Origin of the sequence: Nocardia sp. 852002-20019_SCH5090214, from assembly GCF_001665865.1 — a bacterium.
In the GTDB taxonomy this organism is placed as follows: Bacteria; Actinomycetota; Actinomycetes; order Mycobacteriales; family Mycobacteriaceae; genus Nocardia; species Nocardia nova.
In genome coordinates, this window is sequence record NZ_LZMK01000193.1 from 38,363 (window position 1) to 57,426 (window position 19,064).

The window sequence follows — 19,064 nt, forward strand, 5'->3', positions numbered from 1 at the left end:
CGACGAAGCGTCCAGAAGCCTCGAAATCCGCCTCTAGAGCGCCCCGATCGGTGAACGCGGCGAATCGTGCGGGTCACAGTCGACACGGCATCGGGAGATAATCGAACTCCCGCATCGCCGATACGACACAATCGGAACCATGGCTGCCCGCGACATGCCGACCCTGACCACATTCCCCTACCCGGAACTGGACGAGCGCGAGGACGACCACTGGTCCGGCGCTCAGGTTTCCGACGACGAATTGCGCGCGCTGTCCCTGGGGGCGTTCTATTCCGCCCGCTGGGACGCGTTCCACGACGCGCTGTTGCTCGGGCCCGAGCGGGAACATCCGCTCGGCGACCGCCGCGAACTGGCCATCGACACCCTGACCGGAGCCTGGGGAATCACCGACGGGACCGAGGCGATGGCGTCGATGGAACAGTTGCTCGAAGGGATGCACGCGCCCCTGTACGCATTGGTCCATCCGCTGGTCAACGCGGCCCTCAACTCGCCCGAACGCGACCGCTTCGGTGAACGCGCCGATCGGCATCGCGCGTTCCTGCGGCAGGTCGGGGCGTTCCGGGGAATGGACAATCCGGAGGCGCTGGTTCGCGACTACGACATCTGGTCCCAGGCGATCAAACTCGATCTGACCGGCCATCTGGTGCAACCGCTGCCGGCCGATATCCAGGCCTGGGACCTCGCCCGGGTGGTGGCGGTGGCACGAATGGCCTTCACCGCCGGCTACCTCAAGGCCGATACCGCCTGGGATTATGTGATGCGCGCCCTGCCGCCGGCGCAGAAGCGCTACCGCAATTGGCGGCAGTTCGGCGACGCCTATCTCACCGGCTGGACCTACTGGCAGGCCTGCGAGGATCTGGCCGAACTCAAGTCCGGCGGCACCGATCGGCGGCTCGAACTGGTTCGACTATGGATGCGGCCGACCAGTCCGTGGCGGCGCATCGCACTCCAAGGGGAGTAGCACTCCAAGGCGAGTAGCGCGTCTCAGTCGGGGAGCGAGCGCAGGATCCCGCGGCCGTAGCGCTGGAACTGCGCATCGTCGACCATCGCCAGTGAATGACGCTCGACCAGCAGTTCCCACTCCGAATACAGCTGTGCCACACCGGGGTCCGGCGGCGCTACGGCGCCGTCGGCGGACTCGCGCTGAATCGCGAAATTCACCGCGCCGACGATCCGATCGGTATCGGCCCGGTCGGTCCCCAGAAAACTCAGCGTCCGGTTGCCGTCGGTGAGGTCGATGCCGTAATCACCACCCGGCTCGTCGCCCGAACCCTTGCCGACCTCGGCCGAGATCAGCGCGGAAACCGGCATCTCGTGCGCGTAGCGGGGAGTGGATCCGATCGAGAGCAGCAGCACCCGGTCGGTGGTGACGGCCATCAGCCCGCGCCCCCGTCCGGCCGGCGGGACCGCGGTGACCATCGCCGTCTCCAACATGAATTCCTCAGGTGTGACCATCGTGTGCAGCGCTCCGGCGGCCGCGCGGGTCTCGCGCCGCGGCGCCATCCGCCGGACCGCGCGGTCCACGTCGGCCCGGGTCGGCCCGGTCTTGCCCCAGACCGGCGCGGGAGGCACCAGATCGGGGGCCGACATATCGATGCGCTGGGTGGACAGGATCTGGGAGTTGATCCGCTCCACGATCACGGTCGCGGCCGGTACGTCGTGTTCGGCGATCAGCACCGGGAGCGGGGTGCGGTCGGCCGGGACGCCGGTGAGGACCGGACTCGGATAACGCAGATAGATCTCGATCACGACGGCGTCGTCGGCGCGCCGGTTCAGCCGGACCTTGAGCAGGTCCGACACCGGTACGTCGAGCACCCGCTCGCCATCGGTGCCCGGCCGCAGAACCTGGAGTCGCCCGCCGCCGTGGCGCAGTATCGCTGTGGGTGTCCGTAGCTCGACTATGTCCATACCCCCTGCGTTCGTCCTGTGTTGTCGCTCACAATAGGTCGTGCATGCCATGATTGGGACCACTTGGACGGACACCGTGACGTGATCGCCCGATAGGCCGGGAACCACCAGCGTTCTCCGACCGTTTACCTGTTGAACTGCATCAGCTGCCGAACTGCGCGATGTATCGAGTAGACCGTACGCGGTAACGTGGCTTGTCCGCATCCGTTCTGCCCGACCCGGTCGGTGCCGGTATGGATACGGCCCCGCCCGACGCATAGTAGGCATACACCGGAAACACCGGAAAGGACTGGCCCGCCGGCCGACGCTCTATGAACCGCAAGACAGTGTTTCGCAACCTGGCCATAGTCGCGGGCATCCTGCTCGTGATCTATCTGGTCAGCTACTTCAGCAACGACACGCGCGGCTGGAAGAACGTCGATACCTCGGTGGCGCTCACCCAGCTTGCCGACAAGCAGAACGTCAAGCAGGTCCAGATCGATGACAAAGAACAGCAGCTGCGCATCACCCTGAAACAGGGCAACGACGCCACCGGCGGCCAGACCCAGATCATGGCCAAGTACCCCGGCGGCAGCGAGGTCTCCGCGCAGATCCTGCGCGACGTGCAGCAGTCCGGAGCGCCGTTCAACACCGCGGTCAAACAGGACAGCTGGTTCACCCAGGTGCTGCTGTTCGTGCTGCCGATGGTGATTCTGCTGGGTCTGTTCGTCTTCGTGATGGCCCGGATGCAGGGCGGTGGTCGCGGCGGCATGATGGGCTTCGGTAAATCCAAGGCCAAACAGCTGTCGAAGGATATGCCCAAGACCACATTCGCCGATGTGGCCGGTGCCGACGAGGCCGTCGAAGAGCTGTACGAGATCAAGGACTTCCTGCAGAATCCGGCTCGCTACCAGGCGCTGGGCGCCAAGATCCCCAAGGGCGTGCTGCTCTACGGCCCGCCCGGAACCGGTAAGACGCTGCTGGCCCGCGCGGTCGCGGGTGAGGCCGGGGTGCCGTTCTTCACCATCTCCGGTTCCGACTTCGTCGAGATGTTCGTCGGCGTCGGCGCCTCCCGCGTGCGTGACCTGTTCGACCAGGCCAAGCAGAACAGCCCCTGCATCATCTTCGTCGACGAGATCGACGCGGTCGGCCGCCAGCGCGGCGCCGGCCTCGGCGGTGGGCACGACGAGCGCGAGCAGACGCTGAACCAGTTGCTGGTCGAGATGGACGGTTTCGGCGACCGCACCGGTGTGATCATCATCGCGGCCACCAACCGCCCGGACATCCTGGACCCGGCGCTGCTGCGCCCGGGCCGCTTCGACCGCCAGATCCCGGTCGGCAATCCCGACCTCGCCGGTCGGCGCGCGATCCTGCGGGTGCATTCGCAGGGCAAGCCGATCGCCCCCGATGCCGATCTGGACGGCCTCGCCAAGCGCACCGTCGGCATGTCGGGTGCGGATCTGGCCAACGTGATCAACGAGGCGGCGCTGCTCACCGCCCGTGAGCACGGCAACGTCATCACCGGACCGGCGCTGGAGGAATCGGTCGACCGCGTAATCGGCGGCCCGCGGCGCAAGAGCCGGATCATCAGCGAGCACGAGAAGAAGATCACCGCCTACCACGAGGGTGGTCACACCCTGGCCGCGTGGGCGATGCCGGATATCGAGCCCGTCTACAAGGTCACCATCCTGGCCCGCGGTCGCACCGGCGGGCACGCCATGACCGTGCCCGAGGACGACAAGGGCCTGATGACCCGTTCGGAGATGATCGCCCGCCTGGTGATGGCGATGGGTGGCCGCGCCGCCGAGGAGTTGGTCTTCCACGAGCCGACCACCGGCGCCTCGTCCGATATCGACCAGGCGACCAAGATCGCGCGTGCCATGGTCACCGAATACGGCATGAGTGCCCGGCTGGGCGCGGTGCGCTACGGGCAGGAACAGGGCGACCCGTTCCTGGGCCGCACGATGGGCACAGGCTCTGACTATTCGCATGAGGTGGCCCGCGAAATCGACGAGGAGGTGCGCAACCTCATCGAGGCCGCGCACACCGAGGCCTGGGCGATCCTCAACGAATATCGCGACGAACTCGACGCGCTGGCCACCGCGCTGCTGGAGCGCGAGACCCTGCACCGCAAGGACCTCGAGCAGGTACTCGCCACCGTCGACAAGCGTCCGCGCATCACCGCCTTCAACGATTTCGGTGAACGCGTGCCCTCGGATCGGCCGCCGGTGAAGACCCCGCGCGAACTCGCCGCCGAACGCGGTGAGCCGTGGCCGGAGGAAGCCGAGACCCGCAAGCCGAACCAGCAGCCCGCGCCGCAGCCGGTGCCGACCAACGGTTATCCGCAGGAGGGCCATCGCAACCCGGCCCCGGCTCCGACCGGCTACAGCTATCCCGCCCCGCAGCCCGGAAACTACCCGCGGCCCGCGGGTGGCCCGGGATATCCGCGGCAGAGTACGCACGGCTCCCGGCCGGATTACGGCGCTCCCGCCGGCTGGTCGGCTCCGGGCTGGCCTCCGCAGGAGGATCCGTCCGCGGGCGGATCGCCGCAGCAGCCGGAGTACGGCGGCGCCCCTCAGGGCGGCGGCTCGCAGGGATACGGCGAGCCTCAGCGCTATGGCGAGCCGCAGCGTTACGGCGGCGGTCATCGCCGGCCCGAATGGCCCGGAGATCAGGACGGATCGACGCAGAACGGCACTCAGGATCACGGCGATTGGGACGGACCGAACAGCCACCGCTGACCGGCTGCGATTAGGCTCGACGGTCGAACCGCGCTGTCGGCGCGTTGATTTACGTGATTGTGGAGGTGTCCTCGTATGTCGGCCAACAACAGCGCTCCCGCCGGGTCCGATTCGGCGTCGGGCGCGGGTGCCGCCGTGGTTGCGGAGGAACCGGCCCTGATCGCGCTGGGTACCGGTCGGCCCTTCGACCAGAAGCGGGCCGAGGCCGCGGTACGTGAACTACTGGTCGCGGTCGGGGAGGACCCCGACCGCCCCGGGCTGATCGATACTCCCGCCCGGGTCGCGCGCGCCTATCGCGAGATGTTCGCGGGCCTGTATGTGGAACCTGATTCGGTGCTGAACACCACCTTCGACGAAGGGCATCAGGAATTGGTGCTGGTGCGCGACATCCCGATGTACTCGACCTGCGAACATCACCTGGTGTCCTTCCACGGGGTCGCCCACGTCGGATATATTCCGGGCCCGCAGGGCCGGGTCACTGGTCTGTCCAAACTGGCCCGCCTGGTCGACCTGTACGCCAAGCGGCCGCAGGTCCAGGAGCGGCTGACCAGCCAGATCGCCGATGCGGTCATGCGGAAGCTGGATCCGCGGGGCGCCATCGTGGTGGTGGAGGCCGAGCATCTGTGCATGGCGATGCGCGGCATCCGCAAGCCGGGCGCGAGCACCACCACGTCCGCGGTCCGCGGCCTGCTGCAGACCAACGCGTCCTCGCGCGCCGAGGCTCTCGACCTGATCCTGCGCAAATGAGCGATCGCCCATGAGCGCATTGATCACTCCCCGGGACGGGCGCTCGTGCGTGGTGATGGGCGTGGTGAACGTCACCAGCGACTCCTTCTCCGACGGTGGCCGCTACCTCGATCCGGCTGTCGCGGTCGCCCACGGGGTGCGGCTGTACCAGGCGGGCGCCGACATCATCGATGTGGGCGGTGAGTCCACCCGCCCGGGCGCCGTTCGCATCGATCCGGAGACCGAGGCCCAGCGGGTGGTCCCGGTGATTCGCGGTCTGGTGGAAGCCGGCGTGCCGACCAGTGTGGACACCATGCGGGCCAGTGTCGCGGCCGCCGCGATCGACGCCGGAGTGAGCGTGGTCAACGACGTATCCGGTGGTCGCGCGGATGCCGAGATGGTGAAAGTCGTTGCCGCCGCCGAGATCCCGTGGATTCTGATGCACTGGCGGGCGAATGCCGATCATCGCCACATCGGCCCCGCCGATCACTACGACGACGTCGTGTGCGAGGTGCTGGCCGAACTCTCGTCCCAGGTGGATCTGGCTATGGCGGCCGGTGTGCATCCGAGCCGGCTGGTACTGGACCCCGGCCTCGGCTTCGCCAAGAACGCCGAGCACAACTGGGCCCTGCTGGGCGCACTGCCGGAACTGACGGCCCAGGGTTTGCCGATTCTGGTCGGCGCCTCCCGCAAGCGTTTCCTGGGTTCGCTGCTGGCCGACGAGTCCGGACCGCGCCCGCCCGACGGGCGTGAGGTCGCCACCGCCACCATCTCCGCCCTGGCCGCTCAGCACGGCGCATGGGGCGTGCGAGTGCACGATGTGCGGTCGTCGCTCGACGCCATCGCCGTCGCGGATGCCTGGCGGCGAGCCGCCGAATCTGCGGGGCGGCGAGCCGCCGAATCTGCGGGGCGGCGAGCCGCCGAATCTGCGGGGCGGCGAGCCGCCGAAGCCGGTTCACACAATCAGGGGAGCGAGTGAGTACCGATCGCATCGAGCTGCGCGGTCTGCGCGCCTACGGTCACCACGGCTGCTTCGACTTCGAGCGCCGCGACGGCCAGGAATTCCTGGTCGACATCACCCTGTGGCTGGATTTCGCGAAGGCGGCCGCGACCGATGAGCTGTCGGCCACCGTCGACTACGGCGAGCTGGCGCAACGCGCGGTCGCGATCGTCTCCGGCCCGCCGCGCAATCTCATCGAGACCGTCGTCGCCGAGATCGCCGACGATGTGATGCGCGACGAGCGCGTCACCGCGGCGGAGGTGGTCGTGCACAAGCCCTCGGCGCCGATTCCGCACACCTTCGCCGATGTCCGCGTGGTGGCCACCAGGCGGCGAGGATTACCGCCGACCCCGGAGGTGGCCGGATGAGCCGTGCGGTGCTGTCGATCGGGTCGAATCTGGGGGATCGGCTCGCCCATCTCCGCAGTGTGGTGGCGGCGCTGACGCCGCAGCTGGTCGCCGTCTCGTCGGTGTACTCGACCGCTCCGTGGGGTGGAGTGCCGCAGGAGGACTACCTCAATGCCGTTGTGGTGGTCGAGGATTCGGAGCTGGGCCCGCGCGATTGGCTCGAACGCGGACAGCGGTTGGAACGGCGGTCCGGGCGTGTCCGCGAGATCCGCTGGGGCGCACGGACTCTGGATGTCGACGTGATCTGGTGCGCGGAGCGTGGCCCCGCGGGGCTGCATCCGGTGACCAGTGCGGACCCGGAACTGACACTGCCGCATCCGCAGGCGCACAATCGCGCGTTCGTCCTGATTCCGTGGGCCGAAGTCGAACCCGACGCGACGCTGGAGGTGCTCGGCCGGACCCGGCCGATTCGGGAACTGCTCGCCGAGCTCGATCCGGACGAGATCGACGGCGTCCGGCTCACCGACCTGTCGCTGTCCGCGGCGCAACGATGAACGGCGGCTGGTCATGAACGTCATGAGGCCGACCAAGATTCTGGATCTGCTCGCCAATGTCGTGATCGCTGCCGCGGTGGCGTGGGTGGCGACTCGGTGGGCCTATTCGAGCTTTCCGCCGATCACGGTGATCGCGGCCGCCTCGCTGTATCCGGTGGCCGCCGTGGAAGCGGTGCTGGCGTTCGTGATTCGCGCCCGCGTCGGCGATCACCGCATCGGTGACGGGCCGAAACAGTTGCATCCGATCACCGCGGCCCGCGCGGTGGCGCTGGCGAAGGCTTCGGCGCAGGTGGGGTCCCTGGCGGCCGGCGTGTGGCTGGGCTTTTTGATCTGGGTGCTGCCGCAGCGGTCGGATATCCGCGCGGCCGCCTCGGACACCCCCGGCGCCATCGTGGGTTTGATCGCCGGTGTGGTGCTGGTCGCCGCCGCGCTGTGGCTGGAGTATTGCTGCCGCGCGCCACATGAGCCACCAGACGAACCGGCTACCTCATAGCTAACGCAATCGAGTGGAGTTCCGGACCGGCTGCGCGCCGGAATCCGCTATTCGAGCTACCCTTGCGGACATGGTTTCACCCTCCCGTAGCAGTGCTTCCCCGCGACAGCGGGACAACGCGGGAAAAATCGTCGTCGGCGTATTAATTCTGCTCGGTCTGATTGCCAGTGTGTTTCTGATTTTCAGCAACAATGTGCAGTTGGTCCGGGTCGGTTTGGTCGCGGCTCTGTGGGCCGCCGCGGTGGCCGCGCTGGCGGCGACCCGCTATCGCCGGGATGCGGCGATCGATCAGGCCAAGGCTCGTGACCTGCAGAAGGTCTACGAGTTGCAGCTCGAACGCGAGATCACCGCCCGCCGCGAATACGAACTCGGTGTCGAATCGCGGGTGCGCCGGGAGGTCGGCGCGGACGCCGCCGAACTGGCCGCGCTGCGCAGCGAACTGACCGTGTTGCGCGAAAGTCTGCAGCGGCTGTTCGACGGCGACCTACTGGTCGACCGACCGGCGCTGCGCGCCGAGGCCGTGCGGGTGCAGGAGCTCACCCACGCGACCGTGGCGAACGGTAGCTCGCAGGAAACCGACACCTGGGACGCGTGGAGCGCACCTGCCGTGCCGCTGCACGTGGTCTCGCCGGTCTTCGATCCCGATCATCCCGAACCCCCGGCCTTCGCCAGTCCGTACGACGATCCGGTGACGGCCGAGACCGCCGTGGTGTCGGCGGAGGCGCTGGATGAGGAGGGGGTTTCGTCCGGACCGTCGGTGAACGGCGACGGAAACGGCGGTCGCCAGGGTGGGGAAGCGCAGTCCGGATCGTCGGAGTCTCAGCTGCCGGATTCTCAGCCGTCGGAGCCCCAGCCGTCGGAGTCCGGATCGGCCCCGTCCGGCGACCGGCAGATCGACGATCCCTCGGCGAGCTCGGCGAAATCCGCCACCGCGTCGGCGAACGGTACTTCCGAGCCGGCGACCACGGAGTCCGGCGACTCGCGCCCGAGTTCCTCGGTGCCGCGGCTGGCTCCCGTCCAGCCCACGACGACCATGGGTACCGCCGGTTCCCGCCGTCGTCGCCACGCCGATTCCGACGAGGATCAGCCGGGGCGCAAACTCACCGTCGCGGAGATCATGGCGAATCTGCGATCGGAGCAGAACAGCTCGTAATGCCCGCGATCACGCCTGTGAAACAGGTTGCATGTGACGCTAAGTATCGGTAACTTTCGCAGGAGAGTACTGCGAAGGAGACACCGAAGATGCTGTCCACTGCCGTAAAGAACACGTCGGCCGATCCCGAGTATCACGAGATCCTGCGCGGTCTGTCCGAGGGGTCGGTGCACAAGAACTTCGACCCCTACGTCGACATCGATTGGGATTCACCGGAATTCGCGGTCGATCCCACCGACACCCGCTGGATCATGCCGGACGAGGATCCGCTGGGACGCCATCCCTGGTACAAGGCGCAGCCGGTGGAACGCAAAATCGCCATGGGTATGTGGCGCCAGGCCGGTATCGCCAAGGTCGGCCTGGACTTCGAGCAACTGCTGATCCGCGGTCTGATGCAGTACCTGGTGTCGGTGCCCAACGGTGATCCGGAATTCCGCTACGTGACGCACGAGGCGGCCGAAGAGTGCAACCACACGATGATGTTCCAGGAGATGATCAACCGCATCGGCGAGGATGTGGTCGGCATGGGCACCGTCGACCGCAAGCTGACCATGATCATCTGGCCGGCCGTGAAGTACTTCCCGGAACTGTTCTTCACGATGATCCTCGGCGGTGAGGAACCCATCGACCACCTGCAGAAGTCGCTGCTGCGCGCCGGTACCGACCTGCATCCGATGGTGCAGCGGGTGATGCAGATCCACGTGGCGGAAGAGGCGCGCCACATCTCGTTCGCACACGAATATCTGCGCCGCAACGTGCCCGGCATGAATCCGGCCACGAAGTTCGTGCTGTCGCTGCTCTTCCCGACCGCGATGCGGATCATGCTCGACATGATCATGACTCCGCCCAAGGAGTTCGTGGAGAAGTTCGACATCCCCGCGGAGGTGATGCGCGAGGCCTATTGGGGCAGCACCGAATCCCAGGTCACCATGCGCAACATCTTCGGCGATGTCCGAGCACTGGCCACCACCAGCGGCCTGATGAACCCCGTGGCCAAGGTCGCCTGGCGCCTCCTGGGCATCCACGGCCCCACCTCCCGCTACCGCAGCGAACCCGCCCGCAAGGCCGCGTAAGGGCGGCAGCCGAGACCCCTGCCGAAGCGAAGCGGAAGCCAAAGGTCCGAAGCGAAGCGGAGGCCAAAGGTCCGGAGCGAAGCGGAGGCCAAAGGTCCGGAGCGAAGCGCAGGCCGAATCTACTGAGGGAAATATCACGCGCGGGTCCTCTGGCAGCGCCCCCGGTCACTACCTATTCTCGACTCGTAACGTCCGGTACCCGCCATGCGGGACTGGAACGCCTTCCGAGAGGACAACGGTGACCTCCGATTTTTCGCGGCCCGACGAGGCCGATTCGTCGCGCCCCGCCGCGCCTGCGGTCTCGGGCTCGTCCGCTGTACCAGGCAGTGATCCGGCGCCGGCCCGGCTGACGGTCGGCATCGTGTCGGCGGGCCGGGTGGGTTCGGCGCTGGGTGTCGCGCTGGAGCGGGCCGGGCACGTGGTGTTCGGGGTGTCGGCGATTTCCGATGCGTCGCGGCATCGGGCGCACACGCGGTTGCCGGAATCGCAGATCTTGCCGGCCGAGGAGATCGCGGCGCGCAGCGAACTGTTGATCCTGGCCGTACCGGACAGTGAACTGCCCGGTCTGGTGGCCGGTTTGGCGGCGGCGCGGGTGGTCCGTCCGGGAACGATCGTCGCGCATACCTCGGGGGCCAACGGTGTGGCCGTCCTGTCCCCGCTGACCGATGTCCGCCCGCTGGCGATCCATCCGGCGATGACCTTCACCGGCCACGACGAGGACACCGCCCGCCTGGCGAATGCCTGTTTCGGCATCACTGCGGCCGACGAGATCGGCTATGCCATCGCGCAGTCGCTGGTGATCGAGATGGGCGGCGAGCCGGTGCGGGTCCCGGAGGAGAATCGCGCGCTGTACCACGCGGCTCTCGCGCACGGCAGTAATCATCTGGTCACCCTGATCGTCGATGCGGTCGCGGCGTTGCGGGCGGCGCTGGAGGGTCCGGGCCTGCTGGGGCAGCAGGTGGTCGACGACCAGCCCAACGGATTGGCGGAGCGGATGTTGGCGCCGCTGGTCTCGGCGGCGCTGGACAACGCGCTGCGGCGCGGCCTGCCTGCGCTGACCGGTCCGGTGGCGCGGGGTGACGCCCTCGCCGTCTCGACGCACCTGGAGGCACTGGCCGCGGCCGATCCGGAACTGGCGGCCGGCTATCGCGCGATGTCGCTGCGCACGGCGCAGCTGGCCCGCACGAATCCGGATCTGATCGGCCTGCTGGAGGGATACTGATGTCGAATTCGGGAGCGAAGAAGCTGACCCCGGAGCAGCTGCGCAAGCTGTATCGCCCGGGCGAGCTCACGGTCGTCCACGAGCCGGCCGGTGTTTCGGCGGTGACCTCCGCACTGCGCGGGGTCGGTCGCACGGTCGCGCTGGTGCCGACGATGGGTGCTTTGCACGAGGGCCATCTGGAGTTGGTGCGCCGCGCCAAGCGCACGAATCAGGTTGTGGTGGTGTCGATCTTCGTCAACCCGCTGCAATTCGGTGAGAACGAGGACTTCGACAAGTACCCGCGCACCCTCGACAGCGATGTGGCGCTGCTGCGCGAGGAGGGCGTGGCGCTGGTGTTCGCGCCGAGCGTCGCCCAGATGTATCCGGACGGCCCGCGCACCTCGGTCCATCCGGGACCGCTCGGCGCCGAATTGGAGGGCGCCAGCCGCCCGACCCATTTCGCCGGGATGCTGACGGTAGTGGCGAAACTGCTGCAGATCGTGCGTCCGCACGAGGCGTTCTTCGGCGAGAAGGACTATCAGCAGCTGACGTTGATCCGGCAGATGGTCCGGGATCTGAACTTCGACGTCGATATCGTCGCGGTGCCCACGGTGCGCGAGTCCGACGGCCTGGCGCTGTCCTCGCGCAACCGCTACCTGGACGAACAGCAGCGTGAGTTGGCGATCACACTGTCCGCCGCGCTGGCCGCGGGCCGGCATGCGGCGGGGCGCGGGCCCGACGCGGTTCTGGCCGCGGCTCGTTCGGTGCTCGACGGTGCGACCGGTGTCGACGTCGACTACCTGGAGTTGCGTGGTTCGGATCTGGGTCCCATTCCGAGCAGCGGGAACGCTCGCCTGCTGGTGGCCGCCCGCATCGGCGCCACCCGCCTGATCGACAACGTGCCCGTTTCCGTCCCTCCCGCGGTGTCCGATGCGGCGTCCGCGGGGCCCTCCGTGGTTACGCAGGCTGCCGCCTCCGGACCCGTCGCACCCGCCGACGGCCACAACGCTGTCCCCGATTTCCAGCCTGCCCAGGCCGACGCATAGGAAAGGCGACCACGATGTTGCGCACCATGATGAAGTCGAAGATCCACCGTGCCACGGTGACTCACGCCGATCTGCACTATGTGGGTTCGGTGACCGTGGACCCGGATCTGATGGACGCCGCCGATCTGCTCGAGGGTGAGCAGGTCTGCATCGTCGACATCGACAACGGCGCCCGGCTGGAAACCTATGTGATCGCCGGTGAGCGCGGTTCGGGCGTGATCGGAATCAACGGCGCAGCAGCGCATCTGGTGAATCCGGGTGATCTCGTCATCCTGATCGCCTACGGCATGATGGACGAGGCCGAGCTGCGCGAGTACCAGCCGCGGGTGGTGTTCGTCGACGACCGCAACCGTCCGGTGGAGCTGGGTTCGGACCCGGCGCACGCCCCGGAGGGTTCGGGGTTGACCTCGCCGCGCTCGCTGACCTTCGCCTGAGCCGCGGGCAGCGGGGCGAGGATGCTGCTGACGATCGACGTCCGCAACACCAGTATCGAGATCGGCCTGTTCTCGGGCAGTGGTGCGCATGCGGAGCTGGTGCACACCTGGCGCGTGCACACCAATCCGCTGCTGACCGCCGACGAATTCGCCATGCAGGTGCGGGGTTTGGTGGGCGAGCGGCTGGACCAGGTGGTGGGGGTGTCGGCCTTGTCGACGGTGCCGCCGGTGCTGCGGGAGTTGCGCACCATGTTGGGTCGCTACTGGTCGCACGTGCCGCACGTGCTGGTGGAACCCGGTGTGCGCACCGGAATCCCGCTGCTGGTCGACAATCCGAAAGAGGTCGGCGCGGACCGGATCGTGAATTGCCTTGCGGCATATCATCGTTTCGAGTCGCCGGCGATCGTGGTCGATTTCGGCACCGCCATCTGTGTCGACCTGGTGTCGGCGAAGGGCGAGTTCCTCGGCGGGACGATCGCCCCCGGCGTGGAGATCTCCACCGAGGCGCTGGTGGCCCGGAGTGCGCTGCGGCGCGCGGAACTGACCCGCCCGCGTTCGGTGGTGGGGAAGAACAGCATGGAGTGTATGCAGTCCGGCGCGGTATTCGGCTTCGCGGGCCTGGTGGACGGTTTGATCGACCGGATTCGCGACGAACTCGACGCCTTCGCCGGTGACGATGTGTCGGTGGTGGCGACGGGCCCGACCGCACCGCTGATCGTCCCCGAATCCGAGACCATCGACCACCATGAGCCGCATCTGACCCTGGACGGCCTCCGTCTGGTCTACGAGCGCAACCAGCAGCGCCGCCGCGCGTGACCGGCGTGCTGTGGGGTGAAACACACCGCCTTGCACGCGCTGGTCACCCTGCTAGACTTCGGCTCGTGACTTTCCGCGTGAGCACCCAGGAGTGTTGTCGAGGCTGATTCGCCTCGGCTGATTGTCGAGGCTGCGTATCCGCCCTCGGCCGTCCACTACTCCTGGAGCTTCGCTCATGCGTTCCTCTGTCCTCACCTCTGCTGTTACCTCCGCCGCGAGCGGTGATGCCGCGCGGCGTCGGACGGGGCAGTTGCCGCCCGCTCGTCCGGCCAACCGCCTCACCGCCGAGATCACCGATCGCTCGGTGTCGTCCGCATTGCCGACCCGGCTGCGCCCGGCGGATCTGCTGCGGCTGACCGACGAGGGCGCCGAGGACGTCATGGCGGGCCGCTTCGACCACCTGCTGCCGTCCGGTGGCGTGTGGCCCACCGAAAACCGTTGGGCCGTCCGGCTTCTCGCCGACGACGAGGTCGATGTCTGGCTGATCAGCTGGGTGCCGGACCGGTCGACGGAATTGCACGACCACGCCGGCTCGCTCGGCGCGCTCACCGTGCTGAGCGGTGCGCTCTCGGAATTCCGCTGGAACGGCAAGGAATTGCGCAAGCGCACTCTCACCGCCGGTGATCAGGCCTCGTTCCCGCTCGGCTGGGTGCACGACGTGGTGCGTGCCCCGGATCAGTTCGCGGGTGTGCCCGAGCCGTCGAATCCGACGCTCTCGGTGCACGCGTATTCACCACCTCTGTCCGCCATGTCGTATTACGAGGTGACCGGCCACGGGACGCTGCGACGTACCCGGACCTTGCTCACCGACCAGCCCGAAGGCGATGTGAAATGACGTACCCGCATCTCACCATCAACGACATGCTGGAGGCGGCGCGTGCGCGATTGACGCGCATGTACGCGTTCGAATTGCCGGAGGCGATCGCGCGCGGCGCCCTGCTGGTCGACATCCGTCCGCAGGCCCAGCGGGTCAAGGAGGGCACCCTGCCGGGCGCCCTGGTGATCGAGCGCAATGTGCTGGAGTGGCGGCTGGACCCCACCAGCCCCGCACGGCTCGCCCTGGCCACCGATCACGATCGCGAATGGGTGATCGTCTGCTCGGAGGGTTACACCTCCAGTTTGGCGGCAGCCACACTGCAGCAGCTGGGTCTGCACCGGGCCACCGATCTGGTCGGTGGCTACCAGGCGGTAAAGGCCGCGGGGCTGCTGTCGGTGGCCGCCGGCGCACCGCATCTGGCCGGTGAGATCACCGCACTCGTCTCGCTGTAATAGCCCGGGTGAGCGGGGGTCGGGCGCGCGCAGAACGATTTCCGGCGCACGATAGGGTGGTTCGCTGTGAGCACCCCGAAAAGCCCTTCGTCCGGTGGCTCCGCGGGCCGGGTTCCTGCGGGGCAATCGCATCCTGCCGCAGCGGAAGTCGACGTTCCCGAGCAGATGCGGATCCGCCGGGAGAAGCGTGAGCGGCTGCTCGACGCGGGCGTAGAGCCGTATCCGGTGGTGGTGCCGCGGACCCACACCCTCGCCGAGATCCGCGCCGCCTATCCCGACCTCGAGCCCGACACCAGCACCGGCGTGCAGGCCGGCGTGGCCGGCCGGGTCATCTTCATGCGCAATACCGGCAAGCTCTGCTTCGCCACGCTGCAGGAGGGGGACGGCACCAAGCTGCAGGCGATGATCAGCCTGAACGGTGTCGGCGCCGATGCGCTGGCGGCGTGGAAGGCCGATGTCGATCTGGGCGATTTCGTCTTCGTGCACGGCGAAGTGATTTCCTCCCGCACCGGCGAATTGAGCGTGATGGCCGATTCGTGGTCGATGGCGGCCAAATCGCTGCGTCCGCTGCCGGTGGCGCACAAGGAGATGAGCGAGGAGTCGCGGGTCCGCCAGCGCTATGTCGACCTCATCGTGCGCCCGGAGGCGCGGGAGATGGCCCGCACCCGGGTGGCGGCCGTGCGCGCACTGCGAAATGCGTTGGAGCGCAGGGGTTTCCTCGAGGTAGAGACGCCGATGCTGCAGACTTTGCACGGAGGTGCGGCGGCGCGTCCGTTCGTCACCCATTCCAATGCGCTGGATATGGATCTGTATCTGCGCATCGCGCCGGAGTTGTTCCTGAAGCGCTGCGTGGTGGGCGGGATCGAGAAGGTCTTCGAGGTCAATCGCAACTTCCGTAACGAGGGCGCCGACTCGACGCATTCGCCCGAGTTCGCGATGTTGGAAACTTATGAGGCCTACGGCACCTACGACGATTCCGCGCGGATGATGCGGGAATTGATCCAGGAAGTCGCACAAGAGGTCTTCGGCACTCAGGTCGTCACACTCGCCGACGGTACGGAATACGACCTGAGTGGTGAGTGGAACACCATCGAGATGTATCCCTCGCTATCCGATTCGCTGGGGGTCGAGGTAACGCCGGAAACTACTGTTCCGGAATTGCTCGCGCTAGCCGATCGGGTCGGTCTGGAAATTCCTCCGGACAAGGGTTACGGCCACGGCAAACTTGTCGAGGAACTGTGGGAACACAGCTATGGCGACAAGCTCTATGCGCCCACTTTCGTGCGGGACTTCCCGGTGGAGACCTCACCCTTGACGCGCCAGCATCGCAGTAAGCCGGGCGTCACGGAGAAGTGGGATCTGTATGTCCGCGGATTCGAGTTGGCTACGGGCTATTCGGAACTCGTGGATCCGGTCGTACAGCGGGAACGTTTTGTCGACCAGGCCAGACTCGCCGCCGCCGGTGACGAGGAGGCCATGCGGCTGGACGAGGACTTCCTCGCCGCCATGGAACACGGTATGCCGCCGACAACCGGTACCGGTATGGGAATCGATCGGTTGCTGATGGCACTGACCGGACTCGGAATCCGGGAAACCATACTGTTCCCAATTGTGCGTCCGTCCGGTCGCTGAGTACCGGGTTTGAATGCCGATTCCCCGTCTTGGAAATTTCGTATCTAGAGGTATTCTCGACTCGGGCATCGGCCTGGTATCCGGGTCGCACGATTTCGAGAGGACGTTCATCTCATGGCAAAGAAGGTCACCGTTAGCCTGATCGACGATGTCGATGGTGAGTCCATTGCGGACGAGACCATCGAGTTCGCGATCGACGGTGTTTCGTACGAGATCGACCTGTCGGCGGCGAATGCGGCGAAGCTGCGGGACGGGCTGGACGTGTGGGTTGCCAATGCCCGCCGGGTGAGCGGTCGCCGGCGCAGCAAGCCGGTCGGTGCGACCACCGGTGCGCCGAAGGGCCGAGTTTCCATGGATCGCGAACAGAGTGCGGCAATTCGGGAGTGGGCGCGGCGTAAGGGCCACAAGGTTTCCGCGCGCGGTCGCATCTCCGCCGATGTCGTGGAGAGCTACCACAAGGAAGTCGGCCGCAACAACTAGTGCGGTCGAAAAGACCCGGCTGCGTCTGTGCCGCTGCCGCCCGGAGGAATCGTGCGACGTCCGGGCGGCAGCGGCATTTCGATGCCTCGGCGGTATTTCCGTGCGGTCGCAGTATTTCGGTGCGGCCGTACCCGGACGGTCCCGGCGTGGTGATCTTGCTCGTCGCCGCGTCGGCGCGGCACCATGGGGCCTATGCAGACCACGTCACTGGCGGTACGAGGGTGGGGGTAGCAACGCGGTGACGAATATTCACGAATCGTTTCTCCGGTTCATCGACGACACCGGCCGCCGCCACGAACTGACGCTGACCCCGGATCATCAGCGCATCACCATCGGGCGTTCGCCGCAGGCCGATCTGTCCCTGGGCTGGGACGCCGAGGTGTCGCGACTGCATGCGGCAGTGGAATACCTCGGCGCGCACTGGACGATCGTCGACGACGGACTCTCGCGCAACGGCACCTTCGTCAACGGCGAGCGGCTGGCCGGCCGCCGCCGGCTGGAGGCCGGTGACCGCATCCGGGTCGGGACCTCGATGCTGTCGTTTCACGATTACACCGGTACGGTCGACGACGCGACCCGGACTTCCGTCGGCTCGGTGCCGAGTCCCCGTTCACTCACCGATACGCAGCGCGCGGTTCTGATCGCGCTGTGCCGCCCGTACCGCGGCAATACCGAATTCGCCACGCCCGCCTCCAATCAGCAGATCGCCGACGAGTTGTATCTGAGCGTGGATGCGATCAAAACCCATCTGCGCGCGCTGTTTTCGAAGTTCGGCGTCGAGGATCTGCCGCAGAATCAGAAGCGGGTGCGGCTGGCGGCGCTGGCCATCCAGAACGGCATCATCTCGCAGCGCGACCTCTGAGATCCGTCCGCCGGATGTGACGCGCGATTCCGGTTACCCGCCGGTATCGATCCGCACGGTTCCCTGCTCCCGCTAGCGTGTTGAAACGCGTTCTAGTTTTTGGAGCTCTCGATGTCGTCTCGTCCCGTGCGTGCGCCGCGTCTGCTGCGCCGGTTACCCGGATCCATCCTCGTCCTGGCGGTATTGAGCACCCTGTGGGTGACCGCCGCAGCGGCGGCCCACGCCGAATATCCGGTGGACTACAACTTCTTCTCCGGCATTCCGTACGAGCTGCGAAATCCGGGTGGTTCCCTGCCCGGCGCCGACGACTGGTCGTGCCGGCCCAGCGCCGCGCATCCCGAACCCGTGGTGCTGGTGCACGGCACCGGCGGCGGGTCGCAGACGAACTGGGGCGTGTACGCGCCGCTGCTGGCCAACGAGGGATATTGCGTCTACTCGCTGACCTACGGCGCCTACGACCTGCCGTGGCCGCTCTCGGCGATCGGCGGCATGCGGCCGATCGAGGACAGTTCGGCGCAGCTCGCGGAGTTCGTGGACCGGGTGCTGGCGGCGACCGGCGCCGCGAAGGTCGATCTGATCGCGCATTCGCAGGGCAATCTGGTGGGCAACTACTTCGTCAAGCGGCTGGGCGGTTCGGACAAGGTCGACAAGTTCGTGGCGATCGCCGCGCCGTGGCTGGGCACCTTCGGCCCGGTGATCGATCCGGCTCGCGATTTCGCGCGGCGCCTGGGCGCGGAGCCGGCCTTCGACGGCGTCCTGGGCGTGAGCCCCTGTGCCGCGTGCGCGCAGATGACGGGCAGTACGGATTTCCTCCGCTCCCTGAACGCCGACGGCGTCTACGACCCGGACGTCACCTACACCAATATCGAGACCCGCTACGACGAGCTGGTGGTCCCGTACACCGTTGCCCTGGTGCCCGGACCGACGACGACGAACATCGTGGTCCAGGACGGCTGCGCGTCGGACTATTCGGAGCACGCGGGCATCGCGGGCAGCGACCGGGCGGCCGCGTTCGCGCTCAACGCCCTGGATCCGGACGATCCGCACCCCGTGCCCTGCCATTTCATCCCACCGCTCACCGGATAGTTCCGTCGGCGAGGACGTCGCGCGGAGATTCGCGGCCGAGTTTCGGGGCCGCGAACCCCGACGTCGGGAAGGGGGCCCGAAAATTCAGCTGTGGGCGTAGTTGCTGGGGAAACGTTCCGGGTTGGAGCCGCGTTAGAACGGTATGACTCGCGGTGTCGCCCGTTCGCAATAGGGTAGACGGACGACGGCCGTGACCCCCGCCAACTACAGTAGAGGCGGGGGATGCAACCCCAGGGCTTCATGGCAGGCTGGCGCCACAGGTGT

At 67.2% G+C, this 19,064-nt stretch carries 20 protein-coding genes; 19 read left to right on the plus strand and 1 reads right to left on the minus strand.

The window, feature by feature from the left end:
- The first annotated feature begins 139 nt into the window (after positions 1 to 139).
- Positions 140 to 961, plus strand: coding sequence for a DUF1266 domain-containing protein (locus tag A5780_RS15610; protein ID WP_231982970.1), 822 nt, complete (start codon positions 140 to 142; stop codon positions 959 to 961).
- 23 nt (positions 962 to 984) lie between these two features.
- On the opposite strand, the gene A5780_RS15615 is transcribed toward A5780_RS15610, so the two are convergent.
- Positions 985 to 1,908 carry a hypothetical protein gene (locus A5780_RS15615; RefSeq protein WP_063010147.1) on the minus strand — a complete coding sequence of 308 codons (924 nt, stop codon included), beginning with the start codon at positions 1,906 to 1,908 and terminating at the stop codon, positions 985 to 987.
- A gap of 311 nt (positions 1,909 to 2,219) precedes the next feature.
- Between A5780_RS15615 and ftsH the strand changes: the two genes are divergently transcribed.
- The 18 genes from ftsH to A5780_RS15705 all read left to right on the plus strand — a co-directional run bounded on the left by ftsH (position 2,220) and on the right by A5780_RS15705 (position 18,800).
- The gene (gene ftsH / locus A5780_RS15620) at positions 2,220 to 4,628 is read left to right on the plus strand and encodes an ATP-dependent zinc metalloprotease FtsH (protein ID WP_064908794.1); all 2,409 of its coding nucleotides are present in this window, start codon (positions 2,220 to 2,222) and stop codon (positions 4,626 to 4,628) included.
- Between the two features lie 75 nt (positions 4,629 to 4,703).
- The gene (folE, locus tag A5780_RS15625; RefSeq protein WP_036525602.1) at positions 4,704 to 5,375 is read left to right on the plus strand and encodes a GTP cyclohydrolase I FolE; all 672 of its coding nucleotides are present in this window, start codon (positions 4,704 to 4,706) and stop codon (positions 5,373 to 5,375) included.
- Between the two features lie 10 nt (positions 5,376 to 5,385).
- Positions 5,386 to 6,333, plus strand: a complete 948-nt coding sequence (folP, locus tag A5780_RS15630) for a dihydropteroate synthase (RefSeq protein WP_082976493.1) — start codon at positions 5,386 to 5,388, stop codon at positions 6,331 to 6,333.
- The gene (folB, locus tag A5780_RS15635; RefSeq protein ID WP_063010141.1) at positions 6,330 to 6,722 is read left to right on the plus strand and encodes a dihydroneopterin aldolase; all 393 of its coding nucleotides are present in this window, start codon (positions 6,330 to 6,332) and stop codon (positions 6,720 to 6,722) included. The genes folP and folB overlap by 4 nt, the downstream gene beginning before the upstream one ends.
- Positions 6,719 to 7,255 carry a 2-amino-4-hydroxy-6-hydroxymethyldihydropteridine diphosphokinase gene (gene folK / locus A5780_RS15640; protein WP_064908796.1) on the plus strand — a complete coding sequence of 179 codons (537 nt, stop codon included), beginning with the start codon at positions 6,719 to 6,721 and terminating at the stop codon, positions 7,253 to 7,255. The genes folB and folK overlap by 4 nt, the downstream gene beginning before the upstream one ends.
- A 22-nt stretch (positions 7,256 to 7,277) precedes the next feature.
- A complete protein-coding gene (locus A5780_RS15645; protein ID WP_063010222.1) occupies positions 7,278 to 7,748 on the plus strand; it encodes a DUF3180 domain-containing protein in 471 nt (156 codons plus the stop codon).
- Positions 7,749 to 7,818: 70 nt separating this feature from the next.
- Positions 7,819 to 8,901 carry a DUF6779 domain-containing protein gene (locus tag A5780_RS15650; protein WP_197521763.1) on the plus strand — a complete coding sequence of 361 codons (1,083 nt, stop codon included), beginning with the start codon at positions 7,819 to 7,821 and terminating at the stop codon, positions 8,899 to 8,901.
- 89 nt (positions 8,902 to 8,990) lie between these two features.
- Positions 8,991 to 9,974: a diiron oxygenase gene (locus tag A5780_RS15655; RefSeq protein WP_030517346.1), complete on the plus strand. Its 984-nt coding sequence runs from the start codon at positions 8,991 to 8,993 to the stop codon at positions 9,972 to 9,974.
- Between the two features lie 346 nt (positions 9,975 to 10,320).
- A complete protein-coding gene (locus A5780_RS15660; RefSeq protein ID WP_063010220.1) occupies positions 10,321 to 11,196 on the plus strand; it encodes a Rossmann-like and DUF2520 domain-containing protein in 876 nt (291 codons plus the stop codon).
- Positions 11,196 to 12,221 carry a pantoate--beta-alanine ligase gene (panC, locus tag A5780_RS15665; protein ID WP_082856666.1) on the plus strand — a complete coding sequence of 342 codons (1,026 nt, stop codon included), beginning with the start codon at positions 11,196 to 11,198 and terminating at the stop codon, positions 12,219 to 12,221. The genes A5780_RS15660 and panC overlap by 1 nt, the downstream gene beginning before the upstream one ends.
- 14 nt (positions 12,222 to 12,235) lie before the next feature.
- Complete coding sequence (gene panD / locus A5780_RS15670) at positions 12,236 to 12,655, plus strand: aspartate 1-decarboxylase (protein ID WP_030517343.1); 420 nt, start codon at positions 12,236 to 12,238, stop codon at positions 12,653 to 12,655.
- A gap of 21 nt (positions 12,656 to 12,676) precedes the next feature.
- On the plus strand, positions 12,677 to 13,471 hold the full coding sequence (locus tag A5780_RS15675) for a type III pantothenate kinase (RefSeq protein ID WP_064908797.1): 795 nt from the start codon (positions 12,677 to 12,679) through the stop codon (positions 13,469 to 13,471).
- Positions 13,472 to 13,646: 175 nt separating this feature from the next.
- On the plus strand, positions 13,647 to 14,306 hold the full coding sequence (locus A5780_RS15680) for a cysteine dioxygenase family protein (RefSeq protein ID WP_082976494.1): 660 nt from the start codon (positions 13,647 to 13,649) through the stop codon (positions 14,304 to 14,306).
- The gene (locus A5780_RS15685) at positions 14,303 to 14,740 is read left to right on the plus strand and encodes a rhodanese-like domain-containing protein (RefSeq protein WP_063010130.1); all 438 of its coding nucleotides are present in this window, start codon (positions 14,303 to 14,305) and stop codon (positions 14,738 to 14,740) included. The genes A5780_RS15680 and A5780_RS15685 overlap by 4 nt, the downstream gene beginning before the upstream one ends.
- Positions 14,741 to 14,905: 165 nt before the next feature.
- On the plus strand, positions 14,906 to 16,372 hold the full coding sequence (gene lysS / locus A5780_RS15690; RefSeq protein WP_063010128.1) for a lysine--tRNA ligase: 1,467 nt from the start codon (positions 14,906 to 14,908) through the stop codon (positions 16,370 to 16,372).
- Positions 16,373 to 16,486: 114 nt separating this feature from the next.
- Positions 16,487 to 16,852 carry an Lsr2 family protein gene (locus A5780_RS15695; protein ID WP_030517338.1) on the plus strand — a complete coding sequence of 122 codons (366 nt, stop codon included), beginning with the start codon at positions 16,487 to 16,489 and terminating at the stop codon, positions 16,850 to 16,852.
- Between the two features lie 238 nt (positions 16,853 to 17,090).
- Positions 17,091 to 17,714: an FHA domain-containing protein gene (locus A5780_RS15700; protein WP_063010126.1), complete on the plus strand. Its 624-nt coding sequence runs from the start codon at positions 17,091 to 17,093 to the stop codon at positions 17,712 to 17,714.
- Positions 17,715 to 17,825: 111 nt separating this feature from the next.
- The gene (locus A5780_RS15705) at positions 17,826 to 18,800 is read left to right on the plus strand and encodes a triacylglycerol lipase (protein ID WP_064908799.1); all 975 of its coding nucleotides are present in this window, start codon (positions 17,826 to 17,828) and stop codon (positions 18,798 to 18,800) included.
- Positions 18,801 to 19,064: the final 264 nt, after the last annotated feature.

Excerpts from the sequence above, each read along its gene's own strand:
- A5780_RS15610 (WP_231982970.1), top strand. The coding sequence starts at position 140 with ATGGCTGCCCGCGACATGCCGACCCTGACCACATTCCCCTACCCGGAA.
- A5780_RS15615 (WP_063010147.1), bottom strand. The coding sequence starts at position 1,908 with ATGGACATAGTCGAGCTACGGACACCCACAGCGATACTGCGCCACGGC.
- ftsH (WP_064908794.1), top strand. The coding sequence starts at position 2,220 with ATGAACCGCAAGACAGTGTTTCGCAACCTGGCCATAGTCGCGGGCATC.
- folE (WP_036525602.1), top strand. The coding sequence starts at position 4,704 with ATGTCGGCCAACAACAGCGCTCCCGCCGGGTCCGATTCGGCGTCGGGC.
- folP (WP_082976493.1), top strand. The coding sequence starts at position 5,386 with ATGAGCGCATTGATCACTCCCCGGGACGGGCGCTCGTGCGTGGTGATG.
- folK (WP_064908796.1), top strand. The coding sequence starts at position 6,719 with ATGAGCCGTGCGGTGCTGTCGATCGGGTCGAATCTGGGGGATCGGCTC.
- A5780_RS15645 (WP_063010222.1), top strand. The coding sequence starts at position 7,278 with ATGAGGCCGACCAAGATTCTGGATCTGCTCGCCAATGTCGTGATCGCT.
- A5780_RS15650 (WP_197521763.1), top strand. The coding sequence starts at position 7,819 with ATGGTTTCACCCTCCCGTAGCAGTGCTTCCCCGCGACAGCGGGACAAC.
- A5780_RS15655 (WP_030517346.1), top strand. The coding sequence starts at position 8,991 with ATGCTGTCCACTGCCGTAAAGAACACGTCGGCCGATCCCGAGTATCAC.
- panC (WP_082856666.1), top strand. The coding sequence starts at position 11,196 with ATGTCGAATTCGGGAGCGAAGAAGCTGACCCCGGAGCAGCTGCGCAAG.
- panD (WP_030517343.1), top strand. The coding sequence starts at position 12,236 with ATGTTGCGCACCATGATGAAGTCGAAGATCCACCGTGCCACGGTGACT.
- A5780_RS15675 (WP_064908797.1), top strand. The coding sequence starts at position 12,677 with ATGCTGCTGACGATCGACGTCCGCAACACCAGTATCGAGATCGGCCTG.
- A5780_RS15680 (WP_082976494.1), top strand. The coding sequence starts at position 13,647 with ATGCGTTCCTCTGTCCTCACCTCTGCTGTTACCTCCGCCGCGAGCGGT.
- A5780_RS15685 (WP_063010130.1), top strand. The coding sequence starts at position 14,303 with ATGACGTACCCGCATCTCACCATCAACGACATGCTGGAGGCGGCGCGT.
- lysS (WP_063010128.1), top strand. The coding sequence starts at position 14,906 with ATGCGGATCCGCCGGGAGAAGCGTGAGCGGCTGCTCGACGCGGGCGTA.
- A5780_RS15695 (WP_030517338.1), top strand. The coding sequence starts at position 16,487 with ATGGCAAAGAAGGTCACCGTTAGCCTGATCGACGATGTCGATGGTGAG.
- A5780_RS15705 (WP_064908799.1), top strand. The coding sequence starts at position 17,826 with ATGTCGTCTCGTCCCGTGCGTGCGCCGCGTCTGCTGCGCCGGTTACCC.